Annotated in this window: 10 protein-coding genes, 2 tRNA genes, 2 rRNA genes and 1 pseudogene; 11 read left to right on the top strand and 4 right to left on the bottom strand. The window is 43.2% G+C overall.

The features are described from left to right. Positions 1-55 precede the first annotated feature (55 nt). From A391_RS0111075 to rrf, 4 genes are all read left to right on the top strand, one after another. Positions 56-132, top strand: a tRNA-Ile gene (locus A391_RS0111075). Positions 133-147: 15 nt separating this feature from the next. Further along, positions 148-223 (top strand) — tRNA-Ala (locus A391_RS0111070). A gap of 371 nt (positions 224-594) precedes the next feature. Continuing rightward, positions 595-3487 (top strand): 23S ribosomal RNA (locus tag A391_RS0111065). Between the two features lie 202 nt (positions 3488-3689). Continuing rightward, positions 3690-3803 (top strand): 5S ribosomal RNA (rrf, locus tag A391_RS0111060). A gap of 90 nt (positions 3804-3893) precedes the next feature. On the opposite strand, the gene A391_RS0111055 is transcribed toward rrf, so the two are convergent. Next, on the bottom strand, positions 3894-4295 hold the full coding sequence (locus A391_RS0111055; RefSeq protein WP_019899382.1) for a PilZ domain-containing protein: 402 nt from the start codon (positions 4293-4295) through the stop codon (positions 3894-3896). Between the two features lie 161 nt (positions 4296-4456). Continuing rightward, entirely contained in the window at positions 4457-5911 is a 1455-nt protein-coding gene (locus A391_RS0111050) for a M17 family metallopeptidase (protein WP_019899380.1), read from the bottom strand. Between the two features lie 306 nt (positions 5912-6217). On the opposite strand from A391_RS0111050, the gene aceE reads away from it, so the two are divergent. From aceE to A391_RS13975, 6 genes and pseudogenes are all read left to right on the top strand, one after another. Then, positions 6218-8887: a pyruvate dehydrogenase (acetyl-transferring), homodimeric type gene (gene aceE, locus A391_RS0111045; protein ID WP_019899379.1), complete on the top strand. Its 2670-nt coding sequence runs from the start codon at positions 6218-6220 to the stop codon at positions 8885-8887. 12 nt (positions 8888-8899) lie between these two features. Then, a complete protein-coding gene (gene aceF, locus A391_RS0111040; protein ID WP_019899377.1) occupies positions 8900-10228 on the top strand; it encodes a dihydrolipoyllysine-residue acetyltransferase in 1329 nt (442 codons plus the stop codon). A gap of 310 nt (positions 10229-10538) precedes the next feature. Then, the gene (locus tag A391_RS0111035) at positions 10539-13049 is read left to right on the top strand and encodes an EAL domain-containing protein (protein WP_019899375.1); all 2511 of its coding nucleotides are present in this window, start codon (positions 10539-10541) and stop codon (positions 13047-13049) included. Positions 13050-13305: 256 nt separating this feature from the next. Beyond that, positions 13306-15081: a dihydrolipoyl dehydrogenase gene (gene lpdA, locus A391_RS0111030; RefSeq protein ID WP_019899373.1), complete on the top strand. Its 1776-nt coding sequence runs from the start codon at positions 13306-13308 to the stop codon at positions 15079-15081. Positions 15082-15203: 122 nt separating this feature from the next. After that, positions 15204-15725, top strand: a complete 522-nt coding sequence (locus A391_RS0111025) for a hypothetical protein (RefSeq protein ID WP_019899371.1) — start codon at positions 15204-15206, stop codon at positions 15723-15725. Then, positions 15722-17106: pseudogene (locus tag A391_RS13975) on the top strand (FAD-binding oxidoreductase). The gene A391_RS0111025 and the pseudogene A391_RS13975 overlap by 4 nt, the downstream one beginning before the upstream one ends. Before the next feature lie 56 nt (positions 17107-17162). Here A391_RS13975 and A391_RS0111015 read toward each other — a convergent pair. Together A391_RS0111015 and A391_RS0111010 are read right to left on the bottom strand one after the other, a co-directional pair. Beyond that, positions 17163-17828 carry an SPOR domain-containing protein gene (locus A391_RS0111015; RefSeq protein WP_019899370.1) on the bottom strand — a complete coding sequence of 222 codons (666 nt, stop codon included), beginning with the start codon at positions 17826-17828 and terminating at the stop codon, positions 17163-17165. After that, positions 17828-18697, bottom strand: a complete 870-nt coding sequence (locus tag A391_RS0111010; RefSeq protein ID WP_019899369.1) for a type III pantothenate kinase — start codon at positions 18695-18697, stop codon at positions 17828-17830. Before A391_RS0111010 ends, A391_RS0111015 begins: the two co-directional genes overlap by 1 nt. A gap of 69 nt (positions 18698-18766) precedes the next feature. On the opposite strand from A391_RS0111010, the gene A391_RS0111005 reads away from it, so the two are divergent. After that, positions 18767-21016 (top strand): TonB-dependent receptor, encoded by a 2250-nt coding sequence (locus A391_RS0111005; protein ID WP_019899368.1) that lies wholly within the window; start codon positions 18767-18769, stop codon positions 21014-21016. Positions 21017-21028 lie beyond the last annotated feature (12 nt).

Below are 21028 nucleotides of genomic sequence, written 5' to 3'. Positions count from 1 at the left end.
AGTCAGCAGCATCAATGATTGACCAAACATTGGCGGAAACGCTAGTAAACCTTGAGGGTCTGTAGCTCAGCTGGTTAGAGCACCGTCTTGATAAGGCGGGGGTCGATGGTTCGAGTCCATCCAGACCCACCAGATTCACCTGAAAATGGGGGATTAGCTCAGCTGGGAGAGCACCTGCTTTGCAAGCAGGGGGTCAACGGTTCGATCCCGTTATCCTCCACCAAGTATTGATGTTGTAAGTAAGAAATTAGAAGCAAGTGTTGTTTGTAAAAACAATCTTTGCTTCTAGTTTTTAACTAGACTGTTCTTTAACAAAATGGAAGAAGTAAAGTGAATACACATTATTGTGATGATATGTGTGTATTCAAAATGGGTAGTAATTGATTGCAAAATCGAAACATTTTGCTTCTGCTCAGTTTCAAGAATGAAAGTTCTTAAGCTTATTAAATTAAGCAAAACAAGCGAAGTAAGATAAACCAGTCATTATTCTATAACCTTGGAATAATGACGAAGTTGCTTTAGAAACACCTATGACGGATGTCTCATGCATCATGGAATTTGAATTTAAAAAGGGTTCAGGTTTTAACGTTATAGGATCAAGCGAATAAGTGCATATGGTGGATGCCTTGGCGATTACAGGCGATGAAGGACGTGATAGCCTGCGTAAAGTTTCGGGGAGCTGGCAAATAAGCTTTGATCCGGAAATGTCCGAATGGGGAAACCCACCCGCAAGGGTAACCGCTCCTGAATATATAGGGAGATGGTGGCAAACCGAGTGAACTGAAACATCTAAGTAGCTCGAGGAAAAGAAATCAACCGAGATTCCGTAAGTAGTGGCGAGCGAACATGGAATAGCCTGTTATTTTTAGCACATGCGATAGTAGAACGGAATGGAAAGTCCGGCCATAGAGGGTGATAGCCCCTTATACGAAATCCCGTGTGTGGAACTAGGGTAACGACAAGTAGGGCGGGGCACGAGAAACCTTGTCTGAACATGGGGGGACCATCCTCCAAGGCTAAATACTCGTAATCGACCGATAGTGAACCAGTACCGTGAGGGAAAGGCGAAAAGAACCCCGGGAGGGGAGTGAAATAGATCCTGAAACCGTATGCATACAAACAGTGGGAGCGGACTTGTTCCGTGACTGCGTACCTTTTGTATAATGGGTCAGCGACTTACATTCAGTAGCAAGCTTAACCGATAGGGGAGGCGTAGCGAAAGCGAGTCCGAATAGGGCGTCTAGTTGCTGGGTGTAGACCCGAAACCAAGTGATCTATCCATGGCCAGGATGAAGGTGCCGTAACAGGTACTGGAGGTCCGAACCCACAAATGTTGAAAAATTTGGGGATGAGCTGTGGATAGGGGTGAAAGGCTAAACAAACTTGGAAATAGCTGGTTCTCTCCGAAAACTATTTAGGTAGTGCCTCGTATATCATTCTCGGGGGTAGAGCACTGTTATGGCTAGGGGGTTCATAAGAACTTACCAAACCATTGCAAACTCCGAATACTGAGAAATGCAATTACGGGAGACAGACCATGGGTGCTAACGTCCGTGGTCAAGAGGGAAACAACCCAGACCGACAGCTAAGGTCCCAAATGACGTGCTAAGTGGAAAACGAAGTGGGAAGGCATAGACAGCCAGGATGTTGGCTTAGAAGCAGCCATCATTTAAAGAAAGCGTAATAGCTCACTGGTCGAGTCGTCCTGCGCGGAAGATGTAACGGGGCTAAGCACGTAACCGAAGCTTCGGATGCTGCATTCTTCGGAATGTATGCATGGTAGGAGAGCGTTCTGTAGGCCTGCGAAGGTGTTCTGTGAGGAATGCTGGAGGTATCAGAAGTGCGAATGCTGACATGAGTAGCGATAAAGGGAGTGAAAAGCTCCCTCGCCGAAAACCCAAGGTTTCCTGCGCAACGTTCATCGGCGCAGGGTGAGTCGGCCCCTAAGGTGAGGCAGAGATGCGTAGCTGATGGGAAACAGGTTAATATTCCTGTACCTGTATACAATGCGATGTGGGGACGGAGAAGGTTAGGTCAGCCGGGTGTTGGATGTCCCGGTTCAAGCGTGTAGGCAGATTCTTTAGGCAAATCCGGAGAGTCAATGCTGAGGCGTGATAACGAGCGTACTTGTACGTGAAGTGATTGATACCATGCTTCCAAGAAAAGCCACTAAGCTTCAGTTGTATAGAGACCGTACCGCAAACCGACACAGGTGGGTAGGATGAGAATTCTAAGGCGCTTGAGAGAACCCGGGAGAAGGAACTCGGCAAATTAGCACCGTAACTTCGGGAGAAGGTGCGCCCCGGTAGGTTGTAGAGATTTACTCTCGAAGGCCGATGGGGTTGCAGTGAAAAGGTGGCTGCGACTGTTTAATAAAAACACAGCACTCTGCAAACACGAAAGTGGACGTATAGGGTGTGACGCCTGCCCGGTGCTGGAAGATTAAATGATGGGGTGCAAGCTCTTGATTGAAGTCCCAGTAAACGGCGGCCGTAACTATAACGGTCCTAAGGTAGCGAAATTCCTTGTCGGGTAAGTTCCGACCCGCACGAATGGCGTAACGATGGCCACACTGTCTCCTCTCGGGACTCAGCGAAGTTGAAATGTTTGTGAAGATGCAATCTACCCGCGGCTAGACGGAAAGACCCCATGAACCTTTACTGTAGCTTTACATTGGACTTTGACAAGATTTGTGTAGGATAGGTGGGAGACTATGAAGCGGTGTCGCTAGATATCGTGGAGTCAACCTTGAAATACCACCCTGATGTTGTTGAGGTTCTAACCTAGGTCCGTAATCCGGACTGGGGACCGTGTATGGTGGGCAGTTTGACTGGGGCGGTCTCCTCCCAAAGAGTAACGGAGGAGTGCGAAGGTAACCTAGGTACGGTCGGAAATCGTACTGATAGTGCAATGGCATAAGGTTGCTTGACTGCGAGACGGACAGGTCGAGCAGGTGCGAAAGCAGGTCATAGTGATCCGGTGGTTCTGTATGGAAGGGCCATCGCTCAACGGATAAAAGGTACTCTGGGGATAACAGGCTGATTCCTCCCAAGAGTTCATATCGACGGGGGAGTTTGGCACCTCGATGTCGGCTCATCACATCCTGGGGCTGTAGCCGGTCCCAAGGGTATGGCTGTTCGCCATTTAAAGTGGTACGTGAGCTGGGTTTAAAACGTCGTGAGACAGTTTGGTCCCTATCTGCCGTGGGCGTTGGAAATTTGAAGGGACCTGCTCCTAGTACGAGAGGACCGGAGTGGACAGATCTCTGGTGGACCGGTTATCACGCCAGTGGTATAGCCGGGTAGCTAAATCTGGAAGAGATAAACGCTGAAAGCATCTAAGCGTGAAACTCGCCTTGAGATGAGATTTCCCTGGGGGTTTAACCCCCCTAAAGAGTCGTTCGAGACCAGGACGTTGATAGGACGGATGTGGAAGCGCAGTAATGCGTTAAGCTGACCGTTACTAATTGCTCGTGAGGCTTGATCCTATAACCTTAAAACTTGAACATGTTCGAGTCTATGGTTGTACTAAAGTAAGATAATGTAATCAATACCCCGTTTGACACCATACCTAAAGGTATGAAGACTTTACTTCTTCCAATTTGTTACAGACGCCTCATGAAAATGAGACGGCAACACAGCATAATCGCTTGTGTGTTTGAAGTTTAAACATGCGAGACACCAGTTATGCTTGGCGGCCATAGCGGTTTGGAACCACCCCTTCCCATCTCGAACAGGGCCGTGAAACGAACCAGCGCCAATGATAGTATGCTTTTTGCATGCGAAAGTAGGTCACTGCCAAGCTATTTATACCAAAAACCCCATTACGCATGTAGTGGGGTTTTTTTATGTCCGAAAAATATAGCGATTTACCGTGGATTGCGCTGGGAGTGCTTAATTTTTGTTCCTCGATATATTAAGATTCTCATAGTTTGTTAGCATGTGACTAAGTTCTGTTTCTAAGCGCTTATCATCACTTGTATTCAGCTGAATAAGCGTTCGTAGGTTTGTAATACTATCTAAATCGATATGTAGAGACTCTAAACCTATCAGTGACCCTTCATGATGAATTATTTTTCCTTGCATAGTGATTTTTTGTTGATGCGCGTCAAGAGTGAGCGTCATAATGCAGCTGCGCTCTTTGATATAGGTTGTTATCGGTCGATCTGTTTCAACGAGCGCACCTTTAAGCGATATATCTATTAAGTGCGCTATATGTATATCATCTATTAAATGTATATGTAGCTGTACTTCTGCATCGAAATGAATGCGTGTAAATCGTCTAGATTCGCTCATATAGGTTTAACCTTCCCGTCGATATGATCAGAGCTGATTTTCTACAGCTTTAGTGTTATGAATAATATGTTCAATATACGCTTATGTAATGGTTAATGTATATATCAAATTAGTCTTGATGATTTGGTCGTTAGTCATTAGTGTTGTAATCAAAAATCTAATCAATCCATCAAGTGTTTAATAAGTTCTAAGCCAAATCCCACTCCGAATCCATTTGTGTCTGATTCTACAGCGCCTAATCCACCTTTACGGTTTGCTGATGAAAGATCTGTGTGTATCCATGGAGTATCATTTTCAATAAATTTTCCTAGTAAGCGTGCGGCATGAATGTGATCAGCTTCGCCATCTAGTGTACATTGTTTAATATCTGCAATATCGCTATCTAGCTCACTGTCAAAGTCGTCATCATATGGAAATGAAACAACACGCTCTCCAGCTACCATGCCAGCATTAGTTATCATGTTGATTAATTCTGGTCTATTTGTAATTACCCCACTCATTCGATTGCTAAGCGCAGTTATCATGCTACCTGTTAGTGTTGCGAAATCAATGATTAGATCTGGATTCTTGCGAGATGCGAGTGTTAATGTGTCAGCTAAGACCATTCTGCCCTCTGCATCAGTATGTACCACTTCTATCGTCATACCGTTTAATGCGGTAATGACATCATTTTGTTTAAAAGCATTAGGGCCAATATGGTTTTCTGCGATAGCCAGCCAACAGTCTAGCTTGATAGGTAATTGCATTTGCGTTACGGCTAGCAAGATACCAAGACCTACTGCAGAGCCATTCATGTCTTCGTGCATCCCCAGCATGTATTTTGCTGGTTTGAGGTTATGTCCACCGGTGTCAAAACAAATACCTTTGCCGACAATTGCTATATGCTTTTTTGCATTAGCTGGGTTGTACGTTAAATGTACGATTGCAGCATCCTGCTGGTCTGACCCTTGTGCTACAGTAATAAAAGCGCCTGCGCCTAGTTTCTTAAGCGTATTTATATCGTACTCTTTGTGATGCCAGCCATAATCCAAGGCTAGTTTGGCAATCTTTTGACGATATAGTGTAGGTGTTAATTCATTTGGAGGTGTAACGGTAAGTTCGCGGCACAATGTATTGCCTGCCACACGCGCATTAACGTAGGTATAGTCATGTGCAGCTTTATATCCATGAATAGTTACACATTTTAGGATATGTTGTTTGTGTTCTTTTTTTCTAGAGGGTAATTCGGTGGCATTGACTGTTGCAACATAATAAGCCGCACATGCATGGGCTTCTTTTACAGTTTCCTCTCCAAAGACGCAAATGTCGATTTTCTCTGCCTGTTCCGCAATAATAGGTTTAATTGCCTTGCGCAGTAAACTGTGGCGCTGAAACATATTTAATTGACTATCTAATATGACGTAACTAGCGATTCCACCGTTAGGTAGGTCTATCACTAGAGGTGTTTTATTTAAGTCATTAAGCTTGGATTTAATGCGTTTGAGTTTTGTATCTAAATTTTCTTTAAATGGAATGTTTTTTTCATCAATACTAGAGAGCACAAAAAGCATATGTTTGCTATCTTTTAATGTATTTTCGTTTGCAATAGCTGAATTTTGTCGTAATTTAGCTGACATTGTTTGTCCTTGTAGTCTTATAGTAAATGTAGTGATTATATATAAGATACATGTGCGAAATGTTTAAAAAACGCTAGTAAACTTGACCAAAACCACTAAAAAAGCCACACTACTGTTTTACAAAAAATTAAATTGCAACGCATTTTAAATGCGGGGTATTTCAGACACGCTGTATCTGTTTTTGTTTCATTATTCGATTGAACATTATGCTTACTGATGATTTTCTCTAGCTAAGTGGAATTAAGATTAATAAGTGCAATAAGATTAAATGAATTAGCAGGTATGGTTACACGGAGCTACAACTGAATGTCATTGAACACACCTTTGAATAATCCCGATATTGATAGTCAAGAAACTCAAGAGTGGCTTGATGCACTAATGGCCGTTATTGAAAATGAAGGCACGGAACGTGCACATTTTTTATTAGAGGCGATGATTGATAAAGCGCGTCGCTCAGGTAGTAACTTACCTTACAAAGCAACTACTGCATATTTAAATACCATTCCAACCCATTTGCAGGCAAAGTTACCTGGTGACCCTGAAATGGAGCGCAGAGTGCGCGCATTAGTGCGCTGGAATGCGGTAATGACAGTGTTGCGTGCGAATGAGAAGTCGCCTGGTGTTGGTGGGCATATTGCAAGCTTCCAATCAGCGGCTACTTTGTATGACACAGGGTTTAATTACTTCTTCCGTGCACCGAATGAGAACTTTGGTGGCGACTGTGTGTATTTCCAAGGACACTCATCACCTGGTGTTTATGCCCGTGCGTTTTTAGAAGGCCGCATTACCGAGGAGCAAATGGATAACTTCCGTCAGGAAACTGGTGGCAATGGTTTACCTAGCTATCCTCATCCTTGGTTGATGCCAGATTTTTGGCAGTTCCCAACAGTGTCGATGGGTTTAGGACCTTTAGCCGGTATTTATCAAGCGCGTTTCCTGAAGTATATTCATGACCGTGGTATTGCAGATACGAGTGATCGTAAGGTGTGGGTGTTCTGTGGTGACGGTGAAATGGACGAGCCTGAGTCATTAGGAGCGATTTCATTAGCGAGCCGTGAAAAACTTGATAACTTGATTTTCGTCATCAACTGTAACTTACAGCGTTTAGATGGCCCAGTACGTGGTAATGGCAAAATCATTCAGGAGTTAGAGTCTGACTTCCGTGGTTCTGGCTGGAATGTATTGAAAGTGGTCTGGGGTTCTTATTGGGACCCATTGTTGGCGATGGATAAGGATGGCTTGCTGAAAAAACGCATGGAGGAGTGTGTTGACGGTGAGTATCAAAACTTTAAGCAAAAAGGTGGCGCATATACACGTGAGCATTTCTTTGGAAAGTATCCAGAACTGAAAGAAATGGTGGCGGCAATGAGTGACCAAGATATTTGGCGCTTAAACCGTGGTGGTCATGATCCACATAAAGTGTTTGCTGCTTACAATGCTGCAGTAAATCATAAAGGTCAACCAACTGTTATTTTGGCTAAAACTGTTAAAGGTTATGGCATGGGTGACGCTGGTGAAGGTCAAAACACCACACACCAACAAAAAAGTATGGATATCGAATCACTTAAGAAATTCCGTGATCGCTTTGACTTACCATTAACAGACGAACAAGTCGAAAGTTTGAGTTTCTACAAGCCAGCCGAAGATTCACCTGAAATGAAATATATGGCATCACGCCGTGAAGCCATGGGTGGTTTCGTGCCACAACGCCGTCGTAAAGGTAATGAGCTAACTGTTCCGCCATTGTCTGCATTTGAAAACATGCTGACAGCAACAGGCGATCGTGAAATTTCTACGACCATGGCGTTTGTACGTATCTTGTCTACATTGGTGCGTGACAAGCAAATTGGTAAGTATGTTGTGCCTATCGTGCCGGATGAAGCCCGAACTTTTGGTATGGAAGGTATGTTCCGCCAATTGGGTATCTACGCGAGCCAAGGTCAATTGTATGAGCCGCAAGATTCTGATCAAGTGATGTACTACAAAGAGTCGAAAGATGGTCAGATTTTGGAAGAGGGTATTAACGAGGCGGGTTCATTCTCTAGCTGGTTAGCTGCGGCAACGTCATACTCTGTAACTGGTGTACAAATGATTCCTTTCTACATCTACTACTCAATGTTTGGTTTCCAACGTGTTGGTGACTTAGCGTGGATGGCAGGTGACTCTCGTGCACGAGGTTTCTTGTTAGGTGCAACGGCTGGCCGTACTACTTTAAACGGTGAAGGTTTACAGCACGAAGACGGCCATAGTCATCTGATGTCTGCAACTATTCCAAACTGCATTTCTTATGACCCAACCTTTGCTTATGAATTAGCTGTGATTATTCAAGAAGGTTTGCGTCGTATGGTGCAAAATCAAGAAGATGTGTACTACTACATTACATTGATGAATGAAAACTATACCCACCCAGCGATGCCAGAAGGCAGTGCTGAAGGCATTCTTAAAGGGATGTACAGCTTTAGTAAATCTAAAGCTAAGGGTGAAAAAGTACAGCTGATGGGTAGTGGTGTGATTCTTCGCGAAGTGATTGCCGCTGCGGAGTTGTTGGAAAAAGACTGGGGTATCTCTGCGGACGTGTGGAGTGTACCTAGCTTTACTGAGCTTCGTCGTGAAGGCTTGGAATGTGACCGTTGGAATATGTTGAATCCAGAGAAAACGCAAAAAGTCAGTTATATTGCGTCTTGTTTGAAAGATGCTAAGGGACCTGTTGTTGCCTCTACTGACTACATGAAGAGTTTTGCAGAGCAGATTCAACGTTTTGTACAAAATAAGTTTGTAGCACTTGGTACAGATGGTTTTGGTCGCTCAGATAGCCGTGAAGCTTTACGTGATTTCTTTGAAGTGAACCGCTACTATGTGGTTGTTGCTGCGTTAAAAGCTTTGAGTGATGAAGGTAAGTTCCCAGTTGCTAAAGTGGCTGAAGCGGTTAAAAAATACAGTTTGGACGCTAATAAGCCAAACCCAACGACAGTTTAAGGATATACATAGATGGCAGTTCAAGATATTTTTGTCCCTGATATCGGTAACTTCGATAGTGTGGATGTAATTGAAGTATTAATTAAGGCTGGCGACGTGATTGCTAAAGATGACTCGCTAATCACGGTTGAGTCTGATAAAGCTTCTATGGATATTCCTGCGCCTTTTGCTGGCGTTGTGAAGGAAGTGAAAATCAAGGTTGGTGACAAGGCTGCTCAGGGTACCTTGCTAATGACGATGGATGTGACTGAAACGGTTGCTGCACCTGTCATCGAGGCTAAGCCTACTGCAGTTGCTGTTGAAGAGGCGCCTCAGGTGGCAATTCCAGAGCCTACAAGGCCCGCACCTGAGCCACCTAAGCCTGTACAACCAACGCAGCAACCAGCACCTGTCGGTGAGAGCGCTGTTGTCGTATCTGGCAAGTTGTCGCATGCTAGCCCTTCGATTCGTAAATTTGCGCGTGAATTAGGCGTCAATTTAGCATTGGTCATTGGGTCTGGGGCTAAAAACCGTATTTTACAAAGTGATGTACAGTCTTATGTGAAAGGTGAGTTAGCAAAACCTCGTACTGAGAATATGGGGGCTGGTGTAAGTGGATTAGCTGCATTGCCAATGCCCGTGATTGATTTTAGTAAGTTTGGTGCAGTGGAAACTAAGCCGCTATCAAGAATCAAAAAACTTTCAGGGGCAAATTTACACCGCAATTGGGTGACTGCACCGCATGTGACCCAATTTGATGAAGCTGACATTACTGATTTGGAAGATTTCCGTAAGTCTATGCAGGCTGATGCTGAAAAACGTGGCGTTAAACTTACGATGCTTGCGTTCTTAATTAAAGCTTCAGTGAATGCGTTGAAAGCATACCCTAACTTTAATGCTTCACTTTCTCCTGATGGCGATAATTTGATATTGAAGAATTACTTCAATATCGGTTTTGCTTGCGATACGCCAGATGGTTTGGTAGTGCCAGTAGTACGTGATGTGCACCAAAAAGACGTGCTAGATATTGCGCGTGACTTAATGGACTTATCTGCAAAAGCACGTGAGCGCAAATTGAAAGTGGAAGAGATGCAGGGTGGATGCTTTACTATTTCTAGCTTAGGCGGTATCGGTGGCACCATGTTTACACCCATTATCAATTGCCCTGAAGTTGCTATTTTGGGCGTTTCACGTTCATCTATGCAGCCAGTGTATAACAAAGATACGAACGGTTTTGAACCACGTTTGATTTTGCCGATGTCATTGTCATATGACCATCGTGTGATTGATGGTGCAGATGGAGCACGATTTACAAGCCATATGCGTATGATGCTGAGTGATGTACGTAGGTTGTTGCTCTAAGTTAGTGAGACATTGCCTGGTTCGTTTTGGATTGACCGACTAAAGGACTGATTTGTGAACATACAAATCAGTCCTTTTTGTTTTGAGGTCAGATTGATGACAAGGTAGATTCAGTTTGACGAAAAAATAAACTTAATAACAATCTAATTTACTTATTTGAGATTGCTGATAAACGGATTATGGACTAAAGTTAATTTGAAATAGTCGTTTTCATTTTAATCTGAACAAACTACCTCTAGTGGCGGTCTTTAGTAGAAACGACTTTTTAGTAAATTCACTTACTGTGAAAAACCAATAACTTGGAGACAATATGGATTGGATTGGTCAGACGTTAGGTGGGCAGTCATTGCTTCCACATGGTTTTTGTTTGACTTGGAATCCAGCGTTACTTTGGACTTTAGTGGTTTCAGATGCAGTGATTGCGCTTTCTTATTTTTCCATTCCATTTGCATTATGGTACTTTGCTAAAAAACGGCCAGATATTCCATACAGGTGGTTAATGGTTGTTTTTGGGATGTTTATTGTCGCTTGTGGTGTAACGCACATCTTTGACATTCTCAATATTTGGCAACCTTCATACTGGGCTAGTGCGTATGCCAAAGCTTTTACTGCCGTCATCTCTTTTACCACTGCTGTCGCGCTTTGGCGCATTATGCCTTTGGCACTTAAAGCACCGTCTGCACAAAGTTTACAACTTCTCAATCAGGCATTAGCCCGCTCGCATGCTGAGCTAGAAAGTCGGGTGGAGCAGAGAACCGCTGAGTTAACATCAGCTTTAAATGAAAGTCATCGATTAAGTGAAGCTTTGGATCATATTCCCGCTTTTGTTTATATTAAAGATATCAACGGAAAGTATGCCTATGCTAATCGCATGACGTTGGATTTTTTTAATTGTTCGTTGGATGAGTTACCTTCGATAGATGAGCGCTTGTATTTTTCAATAAAGACGCTTGCTAAAGTCAAAGACGTTGATAAGCGAGTGATTGAAGATAGGCAAGATGCTTACGAAGAAATTGAAGCAATCTCACATGATCAACAGAAACATATTTTTTGGCAAATTAAGACACCGATTTATGAGGGTGGTCCTGAATCTCCTGTTTGGGGTTTGTGTGGGATTTCTACAGATATTACTGATCTTAAAAAGGCTGAGTCATCTTTGCGTATCGCTGCAACGGCTTTTGAATCATCAGATGGTATTTTAATAACAGATGCTGACTGTTTAATTCTTCAGGTTAACTCAGCATTTACTGAAATTACTGGCTACAGTGCTGATGATGTGGTTGGTAAGAAGCCAAGTGTGCTAAGTTCAGGTCGCCATGATGATAAATACTATGAAGCGATGTGGGAAAAAATTAATGCAGCCGGTATGTGGTGTGGTGAGATTTGGAATCGACGCAAAAACGGGCAGATTTATCCCGAGCGCATGACTATATCAGCAGTTAAAGATACAGATGCTAAGGTAACTAACTACGTTTCTGTCTTTACTGATATCAGTGAAAGTAAGGCATCTTCTGAGAAAATCGAGCATTTGGCATTTTATGATCCACTCACTAATTTACCTAATCGACTATTACTATTAGATCGTATGCGTCAGGCGCTTTCTGTAAGTAGTCGTTCTGGTAAAAAAGGGGCATTGTTGTTCATTGATTTAGATCACTTTAAAGTGCTGAATGATACCTTAGGGCATAGTACCGGTGATTTGTTGCTTAAGCTTCAAGCTGATAGGCTCAGTAGTGCAGTACGTGCAGGCGATACGGTAGCCCGCTTTGGTGGTGACGAGTTTGTTGTTGTACTTGAGGCCTTGGAGGAGTCTGCTTCAGAGGCTGCAGCTATTGCTGAGCAGATTGCTAATAAGATTTTGTTGGCTTTACATGAGTCTTGTGTCTTCGGGGCTCACCAATATCAGAGTACTTCTAGTATAGGAATTACTTTATTCGGCGGTGAAGAGTACGAAATTGAAGAGCTGTTGAAGCAAGCTGATATTGCAATGTATCAGGCAAAGAAAGCTGGTAGGAACACATTACGATTCTTCGATCCGGTTATGCAGGAAAAATTAAGTATCCGCGCTAGTTTGGAGGCTGAGTTGAGATATGCAATCGACAAGCAACAGCTAGCACTATATTACCAAGTACAAGTAGATGATAATAACCGTCCGATTGGTGCTGAGGCTTTGATTCGGTGGATACACCCTGAACGAGGTATTGTTTCTCCAGTGGAGTTTATTCCAATTGCAGAGGAGACTACGTTAATTCTTGATATCGGACATTGGGTGATTGATACGGCTTGTTCTCAACTTGCTGAGTGGGCAAAAAGTTTTGAGAAAAATCATTTAATTATTGCGGTAAATGTGAGTGCTCATCAATTCAGGTCGCTAGACTTTGTAGAATCTGTCCATCAGGCGATTATGAAGCATGAGGTTAATGCCTCTCGTTTGAAGCTTGAGTTGACCGAAAGTGTGATTTTGGAAGATGTTGATGAGGTGATTGCGAAAATGCATGCCCTTAAAGCGCTAGGCGTCAGGTTGTCATTGGATGATTTTGGTACGGGATATTCTTCGCTTTCTTATCTGAAAAAATTACCGCTTGATCAGGTGAAGATTGATCAGAGCTTTGTACGAGATTTGGCATATGACCCTAACGATGCAATTATGGTCAAGACGATTATCGATTTGGCGAACAACTTCCGTATTAATGTGATTGCTGAAGGTGTGGAAACTGAGCTTGAATTGGCCATTTTGAAAGATTATGGTTGTAGGCTTTATCAGGGCTATTTGTTTGGTAAACCTGTGCCTATCGATCAGTTTCAATTTTCTATTAACTAATCGTTGATTTTTGCTTAGTGTTGTCAACGCTCAATCGCACACATAAACTTTAGCCTATGCGATTGAGCCTCGTTAGGCTAGTTATTCAAATTTTGGCTAAGGTACTCACTACGCTTTAGGTTTTTTGCTCGGCATTAGTGTAATTAGCTGTCGATATTGCTGTGTTGCAGCAAGGTTATTGCATGTTAGTACGCGATAAAATGAGAGGTTTGATGTTAAAATTGCAAAAAATAACCAAAGTTTACAAAGGGTATGCATGAGTAATTTAGTTGAAGTATTGGTGCCGGATATCGGTAACTTTGATAGTGTTGACGTGATTGAAGTACTGATCAAAACTGGTGACACAATTGCTAAAGAGGATTCTTTGATTACTGTGGAATCTGACAAAGCTTCTATGGATATTCCATCTTCACATGCTGGTGTTGTAAAAGAAATTAAAGTTAAAGTAGGTGACAAGGTAGCAAAAGGGTCACTGATGTTATTAGTAGAAGCTGCTGAAGTTGTGGCATCAGCGAAGGTTGAGGCGCCAGTACCTGCTACGGCTCCAACGGTGGCACCAACTGTAGCTGCTGTTGCTCCAGTTGTAACTGTTGCAGTCGGCGCTAGCGATATCAATACACAAGTGGTGGTGTTAGGTAGTGGTCCTGGCGGTTACACGGCGGCTTTCCGCGCGGCAGATTTAGGTAAGCAAGTCGTGTTGGTTGAGCGCTATGCAACATTGGGCGGTGTTTGTTTGAATGTAGGCTGCATCCCATCTAAAGCTTTGCTACATACTGCAAAAGTCATTACTGAAGCTGAAGAGTCTAGTCACCATGGTGTTAGTTTCGGTGCGCCGCAAGTAGATTTAGAACAGTTGCGCAATTGGAAAGCCAACGATGTAGTTGGCAAGTTGACTGGTGGATTGGCCGCAATGGCGAAACAACGAAATGTCACTGTCGTACAAGGCGTAGGCAAGTTTACGAGCGCCAACCAAATTGCTGTGACAGCAGCAGATGGCAAAGTGACAACAATAGGTTTTGAAAATGCAATCATTGCAGCCGGTTCACAAGCGACTAAATTCCCGGGTGTTGATGCAGATGAACGCATTATGGATTCTACAGGTGCTTTGGCTCTGGCGGATGTGCCTAAGCGAATGTTAGTGATTGGCGGTGGGATTATTGGCCTTGAAATGGGTACAGTATACGATGCATTAGGTTCAAAGGTAAGCGTTGTTGAGTTTACTGATGGACTGATTCAAGGTTGTGACCGTGACCTTGTTCGTCCATTACAAAAGCGTATGGAAAAACGTTTTGAAGCGATTATGCTCAATACCAAAGTGGCAAAGATGGAGCCTAAGAAAGATGGTATTCATGTCACCTTTGAAGGCGTGAATGGCAATGCAGACGCACCAAAAGGCGTTGAAGTATATGACCGCGTCTTAGTGTCGATAGGTCGCCGTCCAAATGGTAAAAACATTGGCGCAGAAAATGCAGGTGTGGCTGTTGATGATTACGGCTTTATCAACGTAGATAAACAAATGCGTACCAATGTACCGCACATTTTTGCGATTGGCGATATCGTAGGTCAGCCTATGCTTGCACATAAAGCAACGCATGAAGCTAAAGTAGCAGCAGAAGTGATTGCTGGTGAAAAAGTAGAGTTTGTTGCTTCTGTGATTCCATCAGTTGCTTATACAGACCCTGAAGTGGCCTGGGTGGGTGTGACCGAAATTGAAGCCAAGGCCAAAGGTATCGCCATCGAAAAAGCTAGCTTCCCATGGGCGGCTAGCGGTCGTGCTTTATCGATTGCGCGCACTGAGGGTGCTACTAAGCTGATTTTTGATAAAGAAACACATCGTTTGATTGGTGCTGGTATCGTGGGTGTTAATGCTGGTGAGCTGTTAGCAGAGGCGGTGTTGGCAATTGAAATGGGCGCAGACGCACATGATTTAGGGTTAACGATTCATGCACACCCAACTTTATCTGAAACTGTGTGTTTTGCGGCAGAGATGAAAGAGGGCACCATCACCGATTTGTATATTAAAAAACGCTAGGATATTAAGTGCTAAGATACTAATCTTACTCTAGTAATTTTGTCCCTAAGCTGTTTCAACGCCTAACTAGCCTGATATACCTAAAATATGCAGGCTAGTTTTAACTCAATAAGGCTGTGCCAATGAAGAAGTTATTTCAATATAGTTCTTTAGTGCTGATTCTAATGATATTTAGTGGCTGTGCATCACTCACTAAAGATACTTATCAGCGTATGCAGATTGAGACTTATTCAAAAGACAATTCGTTTGTTAGTAATGCTAAATGCAGAGCTAAAAATGAGTATGGTGATTGGGTTGCATTTACTTCGGGGACACTTACCATACATCGCTCAGATCAGAATTTATTAGTTACTTGCGAAAAAGACGGTGAGTTAACTGGATATGCGACAGTTATTTCTCGTGCTAACGATGGGATGATCGGTAATGTGTTTTTTGGAGGAGGTGTTGGTGCATTGTTAGATCATCACAATGGCAACGCTTATAGTTACCCTGATTGGATAAGAATCATTATGGGTGAAAACTTAGTGTTTGATCGTTGGGGAAGTAAAAGTGGCCAAGTGGTGCTTGGTAAACCTGCTGTAGAACCACCCTCATCAAGCGATAAAACAACAATCGTAGATAATATTCGAAACTTTCTTCCATGATTAACGCTGTGCACAAGAGTTTCTTAGCTGAACTTAATCGCTTACTCCCTCATAATCGAGTTTATACCGACCCCGTAGATTGCTATGCCTACGCTTACGATAACTCCCGTAATTATCATAGCCCTATTGCTGTTGTTTTTCCGCTCACGATAGAAGAGGTACAAAGTGTCATCTTGCTTTGCAATGCACATAAAGTACCTGTGGTGCCGCGTGGGCGTGGCACTGGTACTGCTGGTGGTAGTGTCCCTGAAGCGGGCGGCGTTGCTCTTTCGTTAGAGCGCATGGATAAAATTATCAGTATTGACCCTGATAATCGTATGGCGATTGTTGAGCCTGGCGTATTGAACCAAGTATTGCAAGATGAGATTAAACCTGTCGGTTTCTTTTGGCCGCCGGACCCTTCAAGTGCTGCCTATTGTAGCATTGGCGGTAATTTGGCGACTTGTGCGGCAGGACCGCACGCAGTGAAGTACGGTGTGGCACGCGACCATATTCTTGGCTTAAAAGCGGTGACCGGTAAGGGTGAAATCATTAAAACCGGCTGCTACACTAGTAAGGGGGTGGTGGGGTATGATTTAACCCGCTTGTTGGTTGGCTCTGAAGGTACATTAGCCGTGATTTGTGAGGCCACGCTCAAATTGACACCTTTACCCAAGCATACGGGCGGAATCACGGCCGAATTTGTTGACACAGAAAGTTGCGCCAAAGCGATTGCGGCCATTATGGCGCAACCTTATACGCCTAGTGCTTTAGAGTTTTTAGATAATGGGGCGCTTACACTGATTCGCAGCCGTCATCAAAATTTACTACCTGAAAATGCACGTGCTTATTTAATGATTGAGGTGGACGGCTCGCAACAGGAGATTGTTGAAGCAACCGATGCCATTTTGCTAGCATGCCAAGTGGCAGGACTGATTGAAGCAAAACCGGCGCATGATACTAAAGCCTTGTGGGCTGCACGTAAGGCATTGTCTCCATTGCATTGCTAAAAGATATTGCGCCTAAGAAGATTAATGAAGATATTGCAGTGCCAGTTTCTCATCTGCCTGCGTTGCTGACTGGTTTAGAGAAGCTTGCTGCGCTTCACCAAATCTCGAATGTGAATTTCGGCCATGCAGGTAATGGAAATATTCACGTGAATTTGCTGGTAAATCCAGATAATACTGATGAAATGAAACGTGCTTATCAGTGTTTAGATGAGGTGTTTAGTTTGGTGCTCTCTTTGCAGGGCACCTTATCTGGTGAGCATGGCGTTGGTATGGCAAAACGCCCATTTGTGCCACGCGAGATTGATGCGACCACAATGAGTTTAATGAAGTCACTCAAATTAACTTTTGATCCAAATAATGTCCTAAATCCAGGTAAGTTATTTCCAGATTAACCAGGATTCATGAATTTGGCTTAGTTGATTTAAGCTGGGTGAGTTTAGTCAATGCTTTAAAGTGCGTCGCAGCTAACTTCTTTAAGCTCAGCTGCTGGGAAGTTTGGTTTTAGTTTTTTGATTTCAGCAATTTCATTTTCAGTCAGGTTTTTCAGCAATAAGCTGGAATAACTTTTGCCCTGGGTGCGCAAGGCTTTTTCAACGTTCTTAACTCCTTTGGCTTGCAGTTCCTTTTGCAAGTTAATCGCCAATTTCTCATCACTGAAAATCCCAAACGAAATAGCATTTTTCCATCTAGGCTCTTGTACTACAAAAACATCTGTTATTCCACTATCCCTTAATTCAGCTGCTTTTTTTAGTGCCTCTGTGCTTGATTTAAAAGGTGGCCTATATACCCAAAAACGCTTTGCTTCTTGTGTCGATTGCTCTTTGACTATTGATTGCAGCGCTAAGCTTTCTAATGCCGTTTGTGCATTAGTTAGGTTGGTATCCGAGAAAACGCTCCATTCAAAACAGACATCAACCACTGGTAGCGGCTGAGCAATTTCGGCCTTCTTAGTAGTTTTGATCGCGTCAATTTCTTGTTGCGACAAGATTTTTATTTTTTCTGGGGAGATTTCTGCTTGTTGAGTTTGAGCTGATTTTGGTAAAACAACATCAATATTGAAGTAGCCAAACAAGCCAATGTTGATTAATGCCAATAGCCAAAAAATATATTTCATTACAGTGCGCTTTGCGTGGTTTGTTGGATTGCCGGTATTGTAAGCAGATATAAGCCCTGCAATACTAAGTTATCTACAATCGTAACAGTTTTTTCTTTTTGTGGGATAGCGACGTCAGTTGAATTTTCATCTGCGAGATTTTGTTGTAATACCATTGCATTTCCACCACTAATGATTAGTTTAGGTGTATGCAGATATTCTTTTTCTAATGATTGCGTCATTTGTTTAATTGCACCTATTGTTGCATTCACCGCACCACTGTAAATTGCATTGGCGGTACTTGTAGCAAATGGACTAATCATTACTTGCGGGTTAGTCTTTGCATCAACTGTGGATGTTGGTAGTTGAGCTGTTGCGGCACCTAAGCCTTGCTGCATCAGATCTATGCCTGGCAATATCATGCCGCCAATGAACACGCCAAAAGTTTCACCATTCATTTCAGTGCTGACTACTGCGTCTATTGTGGTTGCCGTGCCAGCATTCACCACTACACATGTTTCATGTTGCATGTACCACGCGGCAATTAACCCAGCCCAACGATCGCTTCCTAGTAACTTTGGCATGTTGTAGTTGTTAATCACATGGCCTAATTGTTTGCTAGCAGTCAGCCAGAAGGTTGTTGCTGGGTAAGTGCTTATGCGTTGCTGTAAGCGTTCCGCATGGGCTTCACCTGCGACATTTGAAATCACAATCTGGTCACAAGTTAGCGAGTCAGGCAGTATGTTGGCAGTGAGGATTTGTGCGTTGAAACATGCGCCTTGATGGATGATTTTTCTGTCCTCATCAAACAAAGCCCATTTTGTTTTTGTATTGCCAGCATCTATTGTTAACACCATTTTTACGCACGCTGATGCGACAATATGCCACATTCCAGTAATTTATCCAAAGCGTATAATCCGCGCCACATATTAATTAGGGGCGAGGATATGAGGCAATGTTTGTTAAAGAAAAAAACGATAATTTCTACTATTTTAACACCAAGTGTTTTTGTCCCTAGTGTTTTAACATCATGCTTAATCGGCATTTATCCGTTGGCAGCATATGCAGAGCATTTGGATTTGCCTAGTGTTGATGTTGTTGCTGAGAGGTTGCCAAAAGATAAATCTCATGTACTGAATACAAGTGACACTGCCGCCTTGTTGCGGATTGAGCCTAGTGTAAGTTTGTATCGTGCAGGCGGTGTTTCCAGCTTGCCTGTCATTCACGGTTTGGCAGATGATCGTATTCGCATCAAAGTAGATGGGATGGATTTAATCTCCAGTTGCGCAAATCATATGAATCCAGCACTTTCATATATAGACCCTGCTAATGTAGCCGCAATAGAAGTGCTTGCTGGCATTACGCCAGTGAGTATGGGGGGTGATAGCATCGCTGGCACAATAAAGGTTGATTCAAAATCTGCAGAGTTTGCAGAGCCTGGGCATGGGTTGTTGATAGAAGGTAAGGTTAATACTTTTTACCGCAGTAATAATCATGCGCGTGGTATGAACATATCTACCAGTGTCGCCAATGATCAAGCTTATATGCGATATACAGGCTCTACGGTTGAGGCTGATAATTACAAAGCAGGACGTAAGTTTAAACCCGCTGGTCAATCTGCTTTATTAAGAGGGTCGTTAAGTGGCAGTGAAGTTGGTTCAACTGCCTATGAGTCACGCAATCATGCTTTAGCTTTTGGTCTGCAACATGAAAATCACTTGCTTGAGTTTAAACTAGGCTTGCAAGATATCCCATATCAAGGCTTTGTAAATCAGCGTATGGATATGACAGGTAATGAGAGTGAGCAGTACAATTTAAGCTATCAGGGTAAATATGAATGGGGTAGGTTAGAAGCGCGTGCATACCATGAAAGAACACGTCATAGCATGCAGTTCGGTGATGATAAACAATATTTTTATAGCGGCGCACCGGGTATGCCAATGGACACTGAAGGCAAAACCACAGGGTTGACTATCAAGGGTGATTTTAATCTTTCAAAGCGTGATACTTTGCGTGTGGGGGCAGAGCTTCAACGATATCGATTAGATGACTGGTGGAATCCATCTCAAAGCCCTGCAACTATTGGCACGAACACCATGATGGGGCCAAATGCTTTTTGGAATATTAGTAATGGTCAACGGGATCGCTATGATGTGTTTGCAGAGTGGGATGCAAAATGGACTGAGCAGTGGTTTTCTCAACTAGGTTTGCGCAGTAGTACAGTGAAGATGGACGCTGGTAAGGTGCAGGGCTATAACAATGTGGGCGGCATGGTGGGTTATGGTGATCCCAGCAATCCAGCAACTATTCCAGGAGCATTTAATGCCGCAGACCGCTCAAAAACTGACAACAATATTGATATAACAGCGATGACACGTTTTACACCAGATGCAGAAAAAACCTTTGAGGCAGGCTACGCAATGAAGACTCGCTCACCCAATGTGTATGAGCGATTTGCATGGTCGAACAGCAATACCATGGTGATGAACATGAATAACCTGTATGGCGATGGCAATGGCTATGTTGGTCATTTGAATTTAAAGCCAGAAACTGCTCATAAATTAAGTGTTTCAGGCAACTGGCATGATGCAACTCAACAGAATTGGCATCTAAAGATAACGCCACATTTCACTTATATTGATGATTATATTGATGCTGTGGCATGTGCCCAAGTTGGCAAAGCCTGCGCTACCAGAACAGATGGTTTTGTGAATTTAAGTCTGGATAATCAGTCTGCACGAACATACGGTATAGATGTGTCAGTGAAAATGCTTTTAGCGCAGAACACTGGTGTGGGCAGGTTTGATGCGACAGGGTCTTTAAGTTATTTACGCGGTAAGAACAATACAACAGATGATGATTTGTATAACATCATGCCATTGAATGCCACTTTGACTTTAGAGCATCAGTTTGGTCAATGGTCTAACAAGATTCAAGCGAAGTTAGTGGATAGTAAAGACAATGTTCAATCCGTTCGTAAAGAGCTAAAGACTGCAGGCTTTACATTGCTTAATTTTTATACAAGTTATGATTGGAAAAGCACACGATTGGATTTAGGTGTGGAGAATATTTTCGACAAACATTACTACGATCCACTTGGTGGCGCATATCTTGGCCAGGGAGCAACCATGGGGACGGGAGTTGTTCATGGTGTATCAGTGCCAGGTATGGGGCGCTCTGTGAACGTAGGGCTTACACTTAAATATTAAGTTTGTAGTAAG

Origin of the sequence: Methylotenera mobilis 13 (genome assembly GCF_000384255.1) — a bacterium.
Taxonomy (GTDB): Bacteria; Pseudomonadota; Gammaproteobacteria; order Burkholderiales; family Methylophilaceae; genus Methylotenera; species Methylotenera mobilis_B.
The sequence above is the reverse complement of the archived record's forward strand: the minus strand, read 5'-3'. Positions and strand labels throughout refer to the sequence as shown.